Annotated in this window: 15 protein-coding genes, 1 tRNA gene and 1 pseudogene; 4 read left to right on the top strand and 13 right to left on the bottom strand. The window is 64.0% G+C overall.

The window, feature by feature from the left end:
* The 4 genes and pseudogenes from ACN4F8_RS05950 to ACN4F8_RS05935 form a co-directional block, all read left to right on the top strand.
* Positions 1 to 149: pseudogene (locus tag ACN4F8_RS05950) on the top strand (ketol-acid reductoisomerase); the annotation flags it as partial.
* Between the two features lie 141 nt (positions 150 to 290).
* A complete protein-coding gene (pssA, locus tag ACN4F8_RS05945) occupies positions 291 to 1,103 on the top strand; it encodes a CDP-diacylglycerol--serine O-phosphatidyltransferase (protein ID WP_419472702.1) in 813 nt (270 codons plus the stop codon).
* Positions 1,104 to 1,341: 238 nt separating this feature from the next.
* On the top strand, positions 1,342 to 2,883 hold the full coding sequence (locus ACN4F8_RS05940; RefSeq protein ID WP_419472701.1) for a 2-isopropylmalate synthase: 1,542 nt from the start codon (positions 1,342 to 1,344) through the stop codon (positions 2,881 to 2,883).
* 174 nt (positions 2,884 to 3,057) lie between these two features.
* Positions 3,058 to 4,242, top strand: coding sequence for a serine hydrolase (locus ACN4F8_RS05935; RefSeq protein WP_419472700.1), 1,185 nt, complete (start codon positions 3,058 to 3,060; stop codon positions 4,240 to 4,242).
* Between the two features lie 66 nt (positions 4,243 to 4,308).
* Here the strand turns inward: ACN4F8_RS05935 and ACN4F8_RS05930 are convergent, their stop codons facing one another.
* The 13 genes from ACN4F8_RS05930 to ACN4F8_RS05870 all read right to left on the bottom strand — a co-directional run bounded on the left by ACN4F8_RS05930 (position 4,309) and on the right by ACN4F8_RS05870 (position 14,819).
* On the bottom strand, positions 4,309 to 5,106 hold the full coding sequence (locus ACN4F8_RS05930) for an IclR family transcriptional regulator (RefSeq protein ID WP_419472699.1): 798 nt from the start codon (positions 5,104 to 5,106) through the stop codon (positions 4,309 to 4,311).
* Positions 5,107 to 5,186: 80 nt separating this feature from the next.
* Positions 5,187 to 5,924, bottom strand: coding sequence for an arginyltransferase (locus ACN4F8_RS05925; protein ID WP_419472698.1), 738 nt, complete (start codon positions 5,922 to 5,924; stop codon positions 5,187 to 5,189).
* Positions 5,921 to 6,691, bottom strand: a complete 771-nt coding sequence (gene aat, locus ACN4F8_RS05920; RefSeq protein ID WP_419472697.1) for a leucyl/phenylalanyl-tRNA--protein transferase — start codon at positions 6,689 to 6,691, stop codon at positions 5,921 to 5,923. The genes ACN4F8_RS05925 and aat overlap by 4 nt, the downstream gene beginning before the upstream one ends.
* A 21-nt stretch (positions 6,692 to 6,712) precedes the next feature.
* A complete protein-coding gene (locus tag ACN4F8_RS05915; protein ID WP_419472696.1) occupies positions 6,713 to 7,072 on the bottom strand; it encodes a VanZ family protein in 360 nt (119 codons plus the stop codon).
* Positions 7,073 to 7,133: 61 nt separating this feature from the next.
* A tRNA-Asn gene (locus ACN4F8_RS05910) sits at positions 7,134 to 7,209 on the bottom strand.
* Between the two features lie 72 nt (positions 7,210 to 7,281).
* Positions 7,282 to 8,343: an NAD(P)/FAD-dependent oxidoreductase gene (locus ACN4F8_RS05905; RefSeq protein ID WP_419472695.1), complete on the bottom strand. Its 1,062-nt coding sequence runs from the start codon at positions 8,341 to 8,343 to the stop codon at positions 7,282 to 7,284.
* A 5-nt stretch (positions 8,344 to 8,348) separates the two neighbouring features.
* The gene (gene fdxA, locus ACN4F8_RS05900; RefSeq protein WP_419472694.1) at positions 8,349 to 8,678 is read right to left on the bottom strand and encodes a ferredoxin FdxA; all 330 of its coding nucleotides are present in this window, start codon (positions 8,676 to 8,678) and stop codon (positions 8,349 to 8,351) included.
* 122 nt (positions 8,679 to 8,800) lie between these two features.
* Positions 8,801 to 10,117, bottom strand: coding sequence for a sulfate adenylyltransferase subunit 1 (locus ACN4F8_RS05895; protein ID WP_419472693.1), 1,317 nt, complete (start codon positions 10,115 to 10,117; stop codon positions 8,801 to 8,803).
* Positions 10,117 to 11,076, bottom strand: a complete 960-nt coding sequence (cysD, locus tag ACN4F8_RS05890) for a sulfate adenylyltransferase subunit CysD (protein WP_419472692.1) — start codon at positions 11,074 to 11,076, stop codon at positions 10,117 to 10,119. Before cysD ends, ACN4F8_RS05895 begins: the two co-directional genes overlap by 1 nt.
* Positions 11,073 to 11,822, bottom strand: a complete 750-nt coding sequence (locus ACN4F8_RS05885) for a phosphoadenylyl-sulfate reductase (protein ID WP_419472691.1) — start codon at positions 11,820 to 11,822, stop codon at positions 11,073 to 11,075. Before ACN4F8_RS05885 ends, cysD begins: the two co-directional genes overlap by 4 nt.
* Before the next feature lie 11 nt (positions 11,823 to 11,833).
* Positions 11,834 to 12,223: a DUF934 domain-containing protein gene (locus tag ACN4F8_RS05880; RefSeq protein ID WP_419472690.1), complete on the bottom strand. Its 390-nt coding sequence runs from the start codon at positions 12,221 to 12,223 to the stop codon at positions 11,834 to 11,836.
* A gap of 10 nt (positions 12,224 to 12,233) precedes the next feature.
* Positions 12,234 to 14,009: a nitrite/sulfite reductase gene (locus tag ACN4F8_RS05875; RefSeq protein WP_419472689.1), complete on the bottom strand. Its 1,776-nt coding sequence runs from the start codon at positions 14,007 to 14,009 to the stop codon at positions 12,234 to 12,236.
* Between the two features lie 18 nt (positions 14,010 to 14,027).
* Complete coding sequence (locus ACN4F8_RS05870; protein ID WP_419472688.1) at positions 14,028 to 14,819, bottom strand: sulfite exporter TauE/SafE family protein; 792 nt, start codon at positions 14,817 to 14,819, stop codon at positions 14,028 to 14,030.
* Positions 14,820 to 14,855 lie beyond the last annotated feature (36 nt).

Genomic DNA, 14,855 nt, shown 5'->3' with positions numbered 1-14,855 from the left:
TCATCTCGGAAGGCCGCACCAACTACCCGAGCATGACGGCCCGCCGCCGCCTGACCGCCGACCACCAGATCGAGGTGGTGGGTGCCCAGCTGCGCGCCATGATGCCCTGGATCGCCAAGAACAAGCTGGTGGACCAGACGCGCAACTGATGCGCGACCGCTCGCATTCGCGAGCGACCCTCCAAAGGCCACTTCGGTGGCCTTTGTCGTTTCTGCAAGCCTTGGCACTGCCTTACACTGCAACTTTGCACCATGCAAGGGTGTCTTCGGGCATCCTTTCAAACACACCTCATGCACGACGGCACCGATCCCCAGCACACCCACCACGAAGACCGGCCCAAGCGTTCCAAGGGCATCTACATGGTGCCCAACATGATCACGCTGGCCGCCTTGTTCGGCGGTTTCTATTCGGTGGTGATGGCCATGAACGGGCGCTACGACCTCGCCACCGTGGGTATCTTCGTGGCCATGGTGCTCGACAGCCTCGATGGCCGCGTGGCCCGCATGACCAACACGCAAAGCGCGTTTGGCGAGCAGATGGATTCGCTCTCCGACATGGTGTCTTTCGGCGCCGCGCCTGCGCTCATCGCTTATGAGTGGACCCTGCGCGATCTGGGCCGATGGGGTTGGATCGCTGCCTTCGTTTACTGCGCCTGCGCAGCGCTTCGCCTGGCGCGCTTCAACGTCAACACCGGTGTGGTGGACAAGCGTTACTTTCAGGGGCTGCCTTCACCCGCCGCCGCTGCACTGGTGGCGGGCTTCATCTGGCTGATGACGGAGCTTGAAATCCCGCCGCAAGACGTGACCTGGTTCATGTTCGCCCTCACGCTCTACACCGGCCTGACCATGGTGACGAATGTGCCGTTCTACAGCTTCAAGGAACTGAACCTGCGCAAGAGCGTGCCGTTTGCGGCCATCGTGCTGGTGGCACTGGCCATTGCAGTCATCAACATCCACCCACCCACGGTGCTGTTCGCGCTGTTTGTGGTCTACGGCTTGTCGGGCTATGCGGTGTATTTCTGGCGCAAGGCCAAGGGCCGCCCGACCAGCGTGATCAGCACTTCCACCGACGAGCCCGACGAGCGCGGCCTGCACGACGACTGAGTTGCGCATCGACCCGATCACCTTTGCCAATGGCCCGCTGAGAGGGCTTTGTGCTACATTGCAACGCATGTTCAAATTTTCGTTTTCGCTACTACTGGGTGTCCGTCACGGGCAGGTTCGGTAACGCGAGAGCGATTCCCCTACAACGGCCCGTTTGCACCCGCAGCGGGCCGTTTTTGTTTTGGACTGCGGGTTTTTTTGAAGCGCTGCCCACGAGGCATCCCACTGGAGCATTGAGATGAGCGACAAACTGATCATTTTTGACACCACCTTGCGCGACGGCGAACAGTCGCCCGGCGCGTCCATGACGAAGGACGAGAAGCTGCGCATTGCGCGCCAGCTGGAACGCCTGAAGGTCGATGTCATTGAAGCCGGTTTTGCGGCCAGCTCCAATGGGGACTTCGAGTCCGTCAAGGCCATCGCCGATGTGATCAAGGATTCCACCGTGTGTTCGCTGGCCCGCGCCAATGACCGCGACATCGCGCGTGCTGCCGAGGCCCTCAAGGGCGCGCACCGGGCCCGCATCCACACCTTCATCGCCACCAGTGCGCTGCACATGGAGAAGAAGCTGCGCATGACGCCCGAGCAGGTGCTGGAGCAAGCCAAACAGTCGGTACGTTTTGCGCGCAACCTGGTGGACGACATCGAGTTCAGCCCTGAAGACGGCTACCGCAGCGACGTGGACTACCTGTGCCGTGTGTTGGAAGCCGTGATCAAGGAAGGCGCCACCACGCTCAACATCCCGGACACCGTGGGGTATGCGGTGCCGGAACTGTATGGTGACTTCATTCGCACCTTGCGTGAACGCATTCCCAATTCCGACAAGGCGATCTGGTCTGTGCATTGTCACAACGATTTGGGTATGGCGGTCGCCAACTCCTTGGCGGGCGTGAAAATCGGCGGCGCGCGCCAGGTGGAGTGCACCATCAACGGGTTGGGCGAGCGTGCGGGCAACTGCTCGCTTGAAGAAATCGTGATGGCGGTGCGCACGCGTCGCGACTACTTCGGTTTGGATGTGGGCGTGGACGCCACGCAGATCGTGCCGGCCAGCCGCATGGTGAGCCAGACCACCGGTTTTGTGGTGCAGCCCAATAAGGCGGTGGTGGGCGCCAACGCGTTTGCGCACGCCAGCGGCATCCACCAGGACGGTGTGCTCAAAGCGCGCGACACCTACGAAATCATGCGGGCCGAAGACGTGGGATGGGCGGCCAACAAGATCGTGCTGGGCAAGCTCAGTGGCCGCAATGCGTTCAAGCAGCGCTTGCAGGATCTGGGCATCGAGATGGAGTCTGAAGGCGAGATCAACACCGCATTTGCTGCCTTCAAGGAGCTGGCCGATCGCAAAAGCGAGATCTTCGATGAGGACATTCTGGCGCTGTGCAGCGACGAGAGCGTGACGGCGGAGAAGGAGCAGTACGGTCTGGTTTCGCTCAAGCAGCGCAGTGAAACCGGGGAACGTCCGCATGCGAGCGTGGTGTTCACGGCAGATGGTCAGGAAGTTCGGGTCGAGAGCGACGGCAACGGCCCGGTGGATGCTTCGCTGAAAGCGATTGAAAACCATGTCAAGAGTGGTGCCGAGCTGGTTCTGTATTCGGTCAATGCCATCACGAGTGGCTCGACCGAGAGCCAGGGCGAAGTCACGGTGCGTTTGCAGCACGGTGGGCGGGTGGTCAACGGCGTTGGAGCGGATCCGGACATCGTTGTGGCTTCTGCGAAGGCGTATCTGAGCGCCCTGAACAAGCTCCACAGCAAGTTCGACCGGGTGGCAGCGCAAGGATAAAGTTGAGGAAAATCAAGAACTTGGGATGTTCTGTGTTCTGATCTTCAGAAATGACACCAAAAGTAGCATCTGTTCTACCGATCATTTAAGAGAATTTCCCAAGCGATTGATATTGCTAGTTTTTTTCCATATGCATATACTTCACTTCAGCGCGATTCTTGTCGCTGGAGTGAAGTGATGATCCAAGGCGTTGTTCGCATTCGAAAATTGGTTCTGGCGGCCACCGTGGCTGCTTGGGTGGGTGCGAGTGTTCTGCCCCTGATGGCAAGCGCGGCCACCAGCCCGGCCAAGATCGCCAAGGCCCAGAAATCAGCGTCTGCCAAAGCTCCAGTCAAACGCCCATCCGCGTCAGCCAAGACCTCCACCCGCAAGGTGACTGCGGCCAGGACCACCACCAAAAAAACGGTGCTGGCGAAGAAAAGTTCAACGCGCGTCAAGGTGCAGATGGCATCGGGCAAGAAGCCCACGGCTCGGCAGTTGGCCGCACAAACCCAGGCCCGGAAAAATGCGAAGGCTGCGGTGGTGCGGGTGGTTGCACCGGCTCGGCTCTCCATGGGTGAGCAACTGGGCTTGCGCACCAGCAACGACCGCCTCGACCTCAACTCCAGCGTCGCGCTGGTGATCGATCAGGAAACCAACGAAGTGCTGTTCAGCAAAAACGATGCAGCTGTGTTGCCGATCGCTTCGCTCACCAAGCTCATGACCGGTCTGGTCATCGCCGATGCGAACCTGGACATGGACGAACCCCTCACCATCACCCAGGACGATGTGGACACGCACAAGGGCAGCAGCTCGCGCCTGGCGGTGGGCAGCACCTTGTCGCGTGGCGAAATGATGCATCTGGCGTTGATGTCGAGCGAGAACCGGGCGGCCAATGCGCTGGGCCGCACCTACCCAGGCGGCTTGAGCGAGTTCGTGCGCTTGATGAATTCCAAAGCCAGGCAGCTCGGCATGACCGACACGCGCTACGTTGAACCAACGGGCTTGTCGAGCCTGAATCAGTCCAGTGCGCGAGATCTCGCCACACTGGTGTCGGTGGCGCACGACCGACCCATACTGCGCAGCTTGTCCACGTCGCCCGGTCACGAAGTGGAGCTGGGTCGTCGCACGCTGCACTACAACAATTCCAATCGGCTGATCAAGAACCCGGAGTGGGAAATCGGTCTGCAGAAAACGGGCTACATCTCCGAAGCCGGGCGCTGCCTGGTGATGCAGGCCAAAGTGGCTGGTCGCCAACTGATCATGGTGTTTCTGGATTCGGCCGGCAAGCTCAGCCGCCTGCAAGATGCCGAGCGCGTGCGCCGTTGGGTGGAAGTGCAGACTGAAATGGCACGCCCCGTGGTTCGCCCACAAGGCTGATCAAGCCTTTCGTCTTTCCATGAAAAACGGTCCTGTGCGGACCGTTTTGTTTTGGCGCTGGGCGCTTCAGCGGCCTGGCAATCCCGCGGGACGCGAACACCCCAGCGCAGAAGAGATCTCGGCGGCGGTGCTCCTGAGCTTGGGCACCCAGCTTTCGTCGATGCGGTCCGCCGGTGCCGAAATCGACAAACCGGCCACCAGCTTGTTCTGGTCGTCGTAAATACCGGCGGCCATGCAGCGTACGCCCAGTTCCAGCTCCTCGTTGTCCCGGGCCAGACCGGCTTGCCGGCACTGCGCGAGTTCGCGCTCCAGGCTCGGCAGTTGGGTGAGGCTGTTGCGCGTGTTGCCCGCCAGACCGGTGCGCGTGGCGTAGGCGCGCACGCGCTGGGGTTCGTCGTCGGCCAAGAAGAGTTTGCCCACCGACGTGAGGTGCAGAGGCGCACGACCGCCAATGGCGCGCACCACCTGCATGCCGGATCGTTCGCTGTAGGCCCGCTCGACATACACGATCTCGTCGCCCTGGCGCACGCTCAGGTTGACCGGTTGCTGGATCTGTTTGTGCAGCTCTCGCATGGGCAGCAAGGCCGCATCGCGCACGCTCAGGCGCGCCTTCACCAGATTGCCCAACTCCAGCAGCCGCATGCCGAGCCGGTAGCTGCCAGCTTCCGGGCGGTCCACGAAACGGCCGATGGTCAGGTCGTTGAGGATGCGGTGCGCCGTGGACGGGTGCAGCCCGGTCTTTTCGCTGATTTCTTTCAGCGACACCGGCTCTTCTTTGGAGGCGAGCACTTCCAGCAGGTTGAACATGCGTTCAATCACCTGGACCGTGGGCGTGGCGGGGAGGGAGTCGGAGCGTTTGGTCATGGCGCAAGTGTGACCGAAATTTTACGAAGTGAAATCGGAGGCCGTGTTGTGCACGCGTCACGCGTACCGATCCGGGCGGCTCAGGCGCCGGGAACCCAGCGCCCGTCCAGCAGCAGCTCGTGCGGCTGGAAGCCGGCCTTGTAGCTCATCTTGCCGCTCTGGGCGATCCAGTAACCCAGGTAGATGTGGGGCAGGTCCAGCGCCCGGGCCTGCTCGATCTGCCACAACACGCTGTAGGTGCCGTAGCTGGCCTTGTCATCGGGTTCGTAGAAGGTGTAGACCGCCGAGAGGCCATCGTTGAGCACATCGACGATGGACACCATCTTCAGGCGAGAGGGCTGGCCATCGACGCCGGGCTCGTGGAATTCGATCAACCGTGAGTTGACCCGGCTCTGCAGCAGGAACTGGGTGTACTGGTCGATGCTGTCGTGGTCCATGCCGCCACCGGCGTGGCGGCTGTTCTGGTAGCGCAGATACAGCTGGTAGTGCTCGGGCACAAAACACAGCTTGAGCACGCGCGTCTGCAGGTGCGCATGCTGCAACTTCGACCTGCGCTGGCTGCGGCTGGGTTTGAAACTGCTGACCGGCACGCGCAAGGGCACACACGCCTGGCAGCCGTCGCAGTAGGGGCGGTAGGTGAACATGCCGCTGCGGCGAAAGCCGTGCGTGACCAGGTCCGAGTAGGCGTCGTTGTGGATGAGGTGGCTGGGCGTGGCCACCTGCGATCGGGCCTGGTGTCCCGGCAGGTAGCTGCAGGGGTAGGGCGCCGTGGCGTAAAACTGCAGTGCCTGGAGCGGGAGTTCTTTGAGGTGTGTCACGCTGGCCGAGGGTGTTCAGGGATGACGTTTTGCCAGTATATGGGTTCGAATTCCCACCGGGGCGCGGGGCGCGACATGGCCTCGCCCACGTGTCGGCAGAAGGCTGCTCGCGGCATCAATTGCCCGCCCAGGCTGGCCAGGTGCGGCGTGTTCTGCTGGCAATCGATCAAGGGCAGGTCTTTGGCCCGGCAGAAGGCCACGAGCGCAGCCAGCGCGATCTTGGACGCATCGCTCTGGCGACTGAACATGGATTCGCCGTAGACCATGCCGCCGAGGTTGATGCAATACAAGCCGCCGGCCAGCTCACCATCGATCCAGTTTTCCACGCTGTGCGCCACGCCGGCGTGGTGCAACCGTGTGTAGGCCTGCACCATGGCGGGCAGGATCCAGGTACCGTCCTGACCGTCGCGCGGCGTGTGTGCGCAGGCGCGGATCACGCGTTCGAAATCGTGGTCAAAGCGAATGTCGAGCCGGCCTTCGAGGCGCAGCTTCTGGATCGACTTGCGCAGCGACCGGTGCAGACGGAACGCCTGCGTCTGCAGCACCATGCGCGGGTCGGTGCTCCACCACAGAATGGGCTGGCCGGCGCTGAACCAGGGAAAGATGCCGCGCGAATAAGCCGCGATGAGGGAGGGCACATCGAGCACACCACCCGCGGCCAACAGGCCTGGTGCGGGATCACCTGCGCCCCACGCCGTTTCCACCGGCGGAAACGCCTGGCCGGGCTCCAGCCAGGGCAAGGCGCGGTTCGGTGGTGCGTGTGACATGCCGCTATTGTGCGGCGGGCCTCAGGTCTGCGGTGTTGAGAGACGCCGCGCAAGAAGCCAGAGGGATACGCCGATCAAGACACCGATGCCATCGGCCAGGAAGTCGAGCCATTCGCCGTAGCGCCAGCCCGTGGCGGCCTGCAGCAGCTCGATGGCGCCGCCGTATACCAGCAGGGCGATGAGCATGGTCCAGGGCTTGTGGCGGTAGGCGAGCAAGCCCACCAGGGCCAACCAGCCAAAGCCGACAGCATGTTGCCCCTTGTCCCAGATGGTTGCCGCTTGTCGAGGCAGCAGATCCAACGGCACCAGAGAAGCAATGGCCAGCACGATTGCACTGCACCAGAAGGTGATGCGGATCAGCTGAAGGCTCGTGAGGCGCATGGAACAAGGCAGACAGAAACAACAAAGGCCTTCGCAAGAAGGCCTTTGAGTGGATGTTGGGTGGCTCCCCGACCTGGACTCGAACCAGGGACCTGCGGATTAACAGTCCGTCGCTCTACCGACTGAGCTATCAGGGAACAGCCTCGAATTATAGCATTGAAATTTTCGTTTTTCGACCTGAAGCCGGCGTTGCGAAAAATATCTCGTGTTCAGTCGAACGCAGGGGGCGTGACGCCAAGCACCCGGTGCAGCTGCGTGCTGGTGGTCGTGTACTGAAGCAGCACCTTCTTGTCGGGGAACACGAAGGGCGCCGCACCGAAGGCCGCGAGCGTGGCCTCGTGAAAGCCCGAAAGGATGAGCTTCTTCTTGCCGGGGTAGGTGTTGATGTCGCCCACCGCGAAGATGCCGGGCACGCTGGTGGAAAACTTTTCGGTGTCCACCACGACTTGTTTGCGCTCGATGTCCAGGCCCCAGTCGGCGATGGGTCCGAGCTTGGGTGACAAGCCCAGGAAGACCAGCAGCACATCCAGCGGCACGGTGTGGGTCTGCGCTTGTGGATCGGTGACCTGCAAGGCGGTGAGGCGACCGCCCTCGGACTCAAAGCCTGTGGGCTGACCGACCATGAAGCGCATCTCGTTGCGCTCGCAGAGTTCGCGCATGCGCGCGATGTTTGCGGGGGTCGCCTGAAACGCATCGCGCCGGTGGATCAGGGTGACGCTGTCTGCTTTGTTGGGGCCTTGCGTCGCACAGGTCGCTGCCCACTCCAGCGCTGTATCGCCGTTGCCCAGAATGACGACGTTGCGACCTACCCACGTGTCAGGAGAGGTGCCCCGGTAGAAGAGTTGTTTGTCATCGAACGCCTCGATGCCGTCGAGCTTGAGCGCGCGCGGCTGGAACGCACCGACGCCGGCCGCGATGAACAAGGTCTTGGTCAGCAAGCGTGTGCCTTGGGCGGTGGCCACGAAGAAGCGGCCATCGGCTTGCTGTTCAACGGTGCTCACCTCCTGCCCGAGGTGGAAGGTGGCGCCGAAGGGCTCGATCTGTTTGAGCAGGTTGTTGACCAGTTCCTGCCCAGTGCAAACCGGGATGGCCGGAATGTCGTAGATCGGCTTGTCGGGGTACAACTCGGCGGGCTGGCCACCGGGAAACGGCAGCGCGTCGATCACATGGGCCTTGATCTCCAGCAGGCCCAGCTCGAACACCTGGAACAGGCCCACCGGGCCAGCGCCGATGACGACCGCATCGGCTTCCATGGGACCGTCGTGCGCCATGCCGCTCAGCGCAGCAGCTCGGGCAGTTTGCCGGTGCGGTCTTTCCAGTCGTCGGCGTCGGCCAGCGGGGCCTTGCGTTTGGTGATGCTTTTCCAGCCCGGCAACTGCGCGAGGTCGGCGTTGAGCTGGGTCATGTGGAGCTGGTCTTTGGGCAGGTCTTCTTCGGCGTAGATGGCGCTCACCGGGCATTCGGGAATGCAGACCGCACAGTCGATGCATTCGTCCGGGTCGATGGTGAGGAAATTGGGGCCTTCGCGGAAGCAGTCCACAGGGCAGACGTCGACACAGTCGGTGTATTTGCAGCGGATGCAGGCTTCGGTGACAACGTGGGTCATGGTGGTCTTGGGAATCGGTGGAAGCCGTGATTTTAGGGTTTCCGGCAAGGGCGGGCCGGGCCATGGCCCTTGCCGGGACACAAGTTAAGGGGATGCGGGTCGCAAGCGCTTTCGCGTGAAGCTCATTGCACCAGCAGCGCGCCCGCCGTGCGGTGGCTGGCGGTGTCCACGAGCACCAGCGAACCCAAGGCGCGGGAATAGGCAAACGGCAGCGTGACCAGCGGCTCCTGCAGCGACAGTTCGATGTGGCCGATCGCGTTGGGCTCCAGCTGCGTGGCGTCTTCTTCGGCCAGGGTGTGGATGTCCAGGCGGTGCACGATGCGCTTGATTTTGGCCTTGACCCAGCGGTGGCCGTGCAGCGCCCAGTACACGCGGCCGGGCACCAAGGTCTCGTCGTCGAGCCAGGCCACAGTGGCGCGGATCTCGCGGCTGCCGGGCAGCGAGCCGTCGGCGTCTTCTGCCAGCAACCAGTCGCCGCGCGACACGTCGACTTCGCGGTCGAGCACGATGCCGGCGCTGTGGCCGGCGAGCACGGCCTCCGGGTTGCGAACATGGTTGAGCACCTGGGCAACCACCGCCGTCTGGCCGTTGGGCATGATGCGCACGGTTTGACCGGCCTGCACACCGCCGGTGGCCACGCGGCCCCAGAACACGCGGCGGCCTTGTGAGGTGTCGGCCGAGCTGCTGAACTTCTCCACCCACTGCACAGCGAAGGCGAAGGGCAAAGAGCTGTCGGCCGGTGTGACCGGCAGGCCTTCCAGAATTTCCAGCAGCGTGGGGCCGCTGTAGCCGCACCAGCCGGCTTCTGCGCTGGCGTCGACCACGTTCCAGCCCTTGAGTGCCGAGACGGGCACCACGGCCGTGACCGGAATCCCGGCCTGCGCGGCGAAGGTGCGCAGTGCGGCGCCGATGTGTTCGAACGCGACGGTGCTGTCTTCCACCGCGTCGAGCTTGTTGATGGCGAACACCACCGAAGGCACGCGCAGCAGCTTGAGCAACAGGCTGTGGCGGCGCGTTTGGGGCAGTAGCTTGAGCGCGGCGTCGGCCCAGGCCAGTTTGGTGGCGTCGACCAGCACCACGGCAGCGTCGGCGCTCGAGGCGGCGGTCACCATGTTGCGCGTGTACTGCTCGTGGCCGGGTGCATCACCGATGATGAACTTGCGCGCTTCGGTGCTGAAGTAGCGGTAGGCCACGTCGATGGTGATGCCTTGTTCGCGCTCGGCCGAGAGACCGTCGGTCAACAGCGCGAGGTCGGTCTGACCATGCCGCTGCACGCCGGCCAGGTGGTCTTGCAGCACGGCCTTGCTGTCGACCAGCAGACGGCCGATCAGTGTGCTTTTGCCGTCATCGACGCTGCCGCAGGTGATGAGGCGCAGGGCGGAGCGGGTGTCATGCAACAGGGCTTCGACGGGCTCGGTTGGGGTGGAGGTGGTGGTCATCAGAAGTACCCGTCTTTCTTGCGTTTTTCCATGGAGGCGTCGGACGTCTTGTCGTCCATGCGCGTGGCGCCGCGCTCGCTCACTTCAGCGGCCAGTGTCTCGATCACGATGTCATCGGCCGTGGCGGCCAGGCTCTCCACCGGGCAGGTGCAGGTGATGTCGCCCACGGTGCGGAAGCGCACGTCGCGCACCTGCACGGTTTCGCCGTCGCGCGGTGGCGTGAGTCCAGTCACCGGCACCAGCAGGCCGCGGCGGTCCACCACCTCGCGCTGGTGCGTGTAGTAGATCGAGGGCAGGGCGATGTTTTCGCGGGCGATGTACTGCCACACGTCGAGCTCGGTCCAGTTGCTGATCGGGAACACGCGGAAGTGCTCACCGGGCTGCAGCCGGGTGTTGAACAGGGTCCAGAGCTCGGGGCGCTGGGCCTTGGGCTGCCACTGGCCGAAGCTGTCGCGGTGGGAAAAGATGCGCTCCTTGGCGCGGGCCTTTTCCTCGTCGCGGCGCGCGCCGCCAATCAGCGCGTCGAAGCGGAATTCTTCAATGGCTTCGAGCAGCGTGACCGACTGGTGCACGTTGCGGCTCTCGCCTTCGTGGGCCAGGCGAACGGTGCCGCGCGCCATGGAGTCTTCAACGCTGCGTACGATCAGTTCGGCGCCCAGTTCCTTCGCGCGCAGGTCGCGGAAGTCGGTCACCTCGGGGAAGTTGTGGCCGGTGTCGATCATCAGCAGCGGGTAGGGGATGCGGCCCGCTCCAAAGGCCTTCTCGGCGCACTTGAGCATGACCAGCGAGTCCTTGCCGCCGGAGAACAGCAGGGTCGGGCGCTCGAAGGCGGCAGCCACCTCGCGCAGGATGAAGATGGTTTCTTCTTCCAGCGCGTCCAGGTGGGCGTTGCTCAGGTGGTGGTCACTGGCGTGTTGCAGGGCGGTCTGGATCACGGCGGTTTCGGTGCGGGCGTTCATGAAGGGGTCCGTTCGAGTGAGGACACGAGAGGGGAGGTGGCGGGCTGCACGTGCAGCCCGCATTCCTTGGCGCTTTCCTGCTCCCACCACCAGCGGCCGGCGCGAAAATCTTCGCCGACGCTGATGGCGCGTGTGCAGGGCGCGCAGCCGATGCTGGGGAAAAACTGGTCGTGCAGGGCGTTGTAGTCCAGGCCGTGCAGGCCGATGAAGTGCCACACATCGCCCCAGGTCCATTCGACGATGGGGCTGACCTTGACGCGCTCGGTTTCCTGGATGACCTCACCCACCTCCGCGCGTGCGTTCGACTGTTCGCGGCGCAGGCCGGTGATCCAGCCGTCGTGGCCAGCCAAGGCGCGAGCGAGCGGCTCCATCTTGCGGATGTCGCAGCAGGCCTTGCGCAGCTCGATGCTCTGGTACATCGCCTCTTCGCCGTTCTTGCGCACGAAGTGGATCACCGACTCCTGCTTGGGACGAAACACCTGCACGCTGATGCCGTAGCGTTGTTCGATCTTCGGGATCAGGGCGAGCGTTTCGGCGTGCAGCTTGCCGGTCTCCAGCACGAAGACGCTGGCGTCGATGCCAGCGAGACTCATCAGGTGGGTGACCACCATGTCTTCGGCGCCCAGGCTGGACGCCTGGGTCAGCCGGGGGTGACTCGCGGCGGTTTCGCGCAGCAGCGCGATGCTGCGTTCCACCTTGGCGGCAAAGTCGCTGGAGGGCTTGTTGTAGAGGTCGAGGGCTTTCATGGCGGCGACCTTCAAGCGGCGGCAAAGTGGGGCGCTGTGTGCACGGCATCGCCTTGGTAGAAAGCGGGGTAGTGCGCCAGCAGCGACTGGCCGTGGGCCAGGTTCTGGTCGGCGCGCAGCACGGCCTGGGTGAAGCCACTGCGCTGCATCTGCACCAATTGGTCGACCAGCACATCACCGGTGGCTCGAATCTGTCCTGTGAAGCCCAGACGGCGGTGCAGCAGGAAAGCCTGGCTGAACGCGCGACCATCGCTGAACTTGGGGAAGTGCAGTTCGATCACGGTGATGCCGCTGAGGTCGGCTTCGCGCGGGTCGGCGTCGTTGGCGAGCGAGAGGCGCTGCGCCTCTGCTTCGGTGGGCACAAAGGCGTCTGCGCTGAAAAGTTGGAGGGTCTGGCTCATGGGTCTGTCCTCAGGCGGTGGCGCGGGCCGTGCTCGTGCGCACTGCGTTCGCAGCGGTCTTGAACGGATCGGCGCCGGTGCGGCGCAGCGTGGCCACGAAGGTCTCGGTGCCGGTGCGCTGCGCGCGGTAGGTGTCGAGCAGGGCTTCGATCACGTCGGGAACTTCGCTCGCAGCGAACGACGGGCCGATCACCTTGCCCGGGGTGGACTCGCCCGACAGCCGCGTGCCGTCCGAGCCACCGAGCGTGACCTGGTACCACTCCTGGCCGTCCTTGTCGACGCCCAGAATGCCGATGTGCCCGCTGTGGTGGTGGCCGCAACTGTTGATGCAGCCGCTGATGTGCAGGTCGATCTCGCCCAGGTCGTGCAGTTCGTCGAGGTCTTTGTAGCGGCCCAGAATGGCTTGGGCCAGCGGCAGCGAACGCGCGTTGGCCAGATCGCAGAAATCGCCACCGGGGCAGGCGATCATGTCGGTCAGCAGACCGATGTTGGGCTTGGCCAAGCCCAGGCGGCGCGCTTCGCGCCACAGCTCGGGCAACTGGTCGCAGCGCACCCAGGGCAGCAACAGGTTCTGCTCGTGCGTCACGCGGGCTTCGCCGGCCGAGAAGCGCTCGGCCAGGTCGGCGGCGCGCTCCAGCTGTTCGGCCGTGGCGTCGCCCGGTGCCTGGCCGAAGCGCTTGAACGACAAGGTGACCGCGCGCAGGTCGGGGTTCTGATGCGGCTTCACGTTTTGTGTGAGCCAGCGGCTGAACTCCATGTCGTCTTCGGCGGCGGCCTTGAGGATGTGGGCGATCTTCGCGTCGGCGCTCTTGCGGTCGCAGTTGAGCTGCGGCGGCACGAAGAACGCACTCACTCGGTCGAGTTCGGCCTGGCTGATGGTGTGTGGCGCGCCGTCTTTCTCAAGAATGTCGCGGTACTCGGCTTCCACCTGGTCGGTGTAGGCCTGGCCCTCGGCCTTCACCAGAATCTTGATGCGGGCCTTGTAGATGTTGTCGCGGCGACCAAAACGGTTGTAGGCGCGCACCACGGCTTCGAGGTAGTTGAGGATCTGGTTCCAGGGCAGGAACTCGCGGATCACGCTGCCGATGATGGGCGTGCGGCCCATGCCACCGCCCACGCGCACCTGGAAGCCCAGCTCGCCGGCCACATTGCGCAGCAGGCGCAGACCGACGTCGTGCCAGGCTGTGGCGGCGCGGTCTTCGCGCGCGCCGGTGATGGCCACCTTGAACTTGCGCGGCAAAAAGGCGAACTCGGGGTGCAGGGTGCTCCACTGGCGCATGATTTCGGCGAAGGGCCGCGGGTCGGCGACCTCGTCGGCCGCGATGCCGGCCAGCGCGTCGGTGGTGATGTTGCGGATGCAGTTGCCGCTGGTCTGGATGCCGTGCAGGTTCACGCTGGCCAGCAGGTCCATCACGTCGGCCGAGCGCGAGAGCGGGATCCAGTTGTATTGCACGTTCTGGCGCGTGGTGAAGTGGCCGCAGCGGTCGGGCAGGGTGGGCACTTCCGAGAGGCCGGCGTTGGCCTTCGACACGTCGTGCTCTTCCTTGTGGTCGAAATCGCGCGCGATTTTCGCCAGCACCTTGAGCTGGGCGCTGTTGATTTCGCCATACGGCACCGCCACACGAAGCATGGGTGCGAAGCGCTGCACGTACCAGCCGTTCTGCAGACGCAGTGGCTTGAACTCGTCGTCGCCCAGCGTCCCGGCTTGCCAGCGGGTGAGCTGGTCGCGGTACTGGGCAGCGCGCAATTGAACGAACTGGCGGTCAAAGTCGGAGTATTGGTACATCGTCGTGGGCGGTGAATGTCAAAGAGCGATCAATTTCAGGCCGGCGTACGCCAGCAACACCGAGAGTGCGGAGCGCACCAGGCGCTCAGGCGTGTGGCGCATCAGGCGGGTGCCGAGCCAGATGCCGGGCAGCGAGCCTGCGAGCAGCTTGCCCAGCAGCGGCCAGTCGACCGAGCCCATGCTGGCATGGCCCAGGCCGGCCACGAGCGTGAGCGGCACGGCGTAGGCGATGTCGGCAGCCACGATGCGCGGCAGCGGCAGCAACGGAAACAGGAGCAGCAGGACCGACACGCCGATGGCACCGGCGCCCACCGAGGTGAGCGTGACCAGGGTGCCGATGACGGCGCCGAACAGCACCGGCAGGCTCCAGTGGCGCGCGTGTGTGGCGTTTTCGAGTTGACCAACTGCCAGGGTGCGGGGCAGCTGTTTGCCGCGAGCGGCCTTGTAGAGCATGGCCGCGGCGGTGAGCAGCAGGGCCACGCCCAGGGTGCTGGTCATGAGCGATTGCACGAGGGGGCTGGCCGGACCCAACTGGTGCAAGGAGCCCAGCGTGATCAGCGCAGCAGGGATGCTGCCCGCGCAAAGTTGGCCCACCACGCGCCAAGGCACCAGTTTCTGGCGTGCCAGGCTCACGGTGCCGCCCATCTTGGTGAAGGCCGCGAACAGCAGGTCGGTCCCGACAGCGAGGTAGGGTTTGACGCCGAAGAAGAAGATCAGGATGGGCGTCATGAGCGAACCGCCACCCACACCGGTGAGACCCACGATGAGTCCCACGGCGAATCCGGCCAGGATGAAGGCAATGTCAGGCATGGACGCGACTGTACGGAGCCGCGCATATATCCCAAA

Origin of the sequence: Hydrogenophaga sp., from assembly GCF_048549895.1 — a bacterium.
In the GTDB taxonomy this organism is placed as follows: Bacteria; Pseudomonadota; Gammaproteobacteria; order Burkholderiales; family Burkholderiaceae_C; genus Hydrogenophaga.
Note: the sequence above shows the minus strand (reverse complement) of the source record. Positions and strands in the feature narration are given on the sequence as shown.

Bases quoted from the DNA above. Each gene is read 5' to 3' on its own strand.
- pssA (WP_419472702.1), top strand. From the start codon at position 291: ATGCACGACGGCACCGATCCCCAGCACACCCACCACGAAGACCGGCCC.
- ACN4F8_RS05940 (WP_419472701.1), top strand. From the start codon at position 1,342: ATGAGCGACAAACTGATCATTTTTGACACCACCTTGCGCGACGGCGAA.
- ACN4F8_RS05930 (WP_419472699.1), bottom strand. From the start codon at position 5,106: ATGACCAAACGCTCCGACTCCCTCCCCGCCACGCCCACGGTCCAGGTG.
- aat (WP_419472697.1), bottom strand. From the start codon at position 6,691: ATGTCACACGCACCACCGAACCGCGCCTTGCCCTGGCTGGAGCCCGGC.
- ACN4F8_RS05915 (WP_419472696.1), bottom strand. From the start codon at position 7,072: ATGCGCCTCACGAGCCTTCAGCTGATCCGCATCACCTTCTGGTGCAGT.
- ACN4F8_RS05905 (WP_419472695.1), bottom strand. From the start codon at position 8,343: ATGGCGCACGACGGTCCCATGGAAGCCGATGCGGTCGTCATCGGCGCT.
- fdxA (WP_419472694.1), bottom strand. From the start codon at position 8,678: ATGACCCACGTTGTCACCGAAGCCTGCATCCGCTGCAAATACACCGAC.
- ACN4F8_RS05895 (WP_419472693.1), bottom strand. From the start codon at position 10,117: ATGACCACCACCTCCACCCCAACCGAGCCCGTCGAAGCCCTGTTGCAT.
- cysD (WP_419472692.1), bottom strand. From the start codon at position 11,076: ATGAACGCCCGCACCGAAACCGCCGTGATCCAGACCGCCCTGCAACAC.
- ACN4F8_RS05885 (WP_419472691.1), bottom strand. From the start codon at position 11,822: ATGAAAGCCCTCGACCTCTACAACAAGCCCTCCAGCGACTTTGCCGCC.
- ACN4F8_RS05880 (WP_419472690.1), bottom strand. From the start codon at position 12,223: ATGAGCCAGACCCTCCAACTTTTCAGCGCAGACGCCTTTGTGCCCACC.
- ACN4F8_RS05875 (WP_419472689.1), bottom strand. From the start codon at position 14,009: ATGTACCAATACTCCGACTTTGACCGCCAGTTCGTTCAATTGCGCGCT.
- ACN4F8_RS05870 (WP_419472688.1), bottom strand. From the start codon at position 14,819: ATGCCTGACATTGCCTTCATCCTGGCCGGATTCGCCGTGGGACTCATC.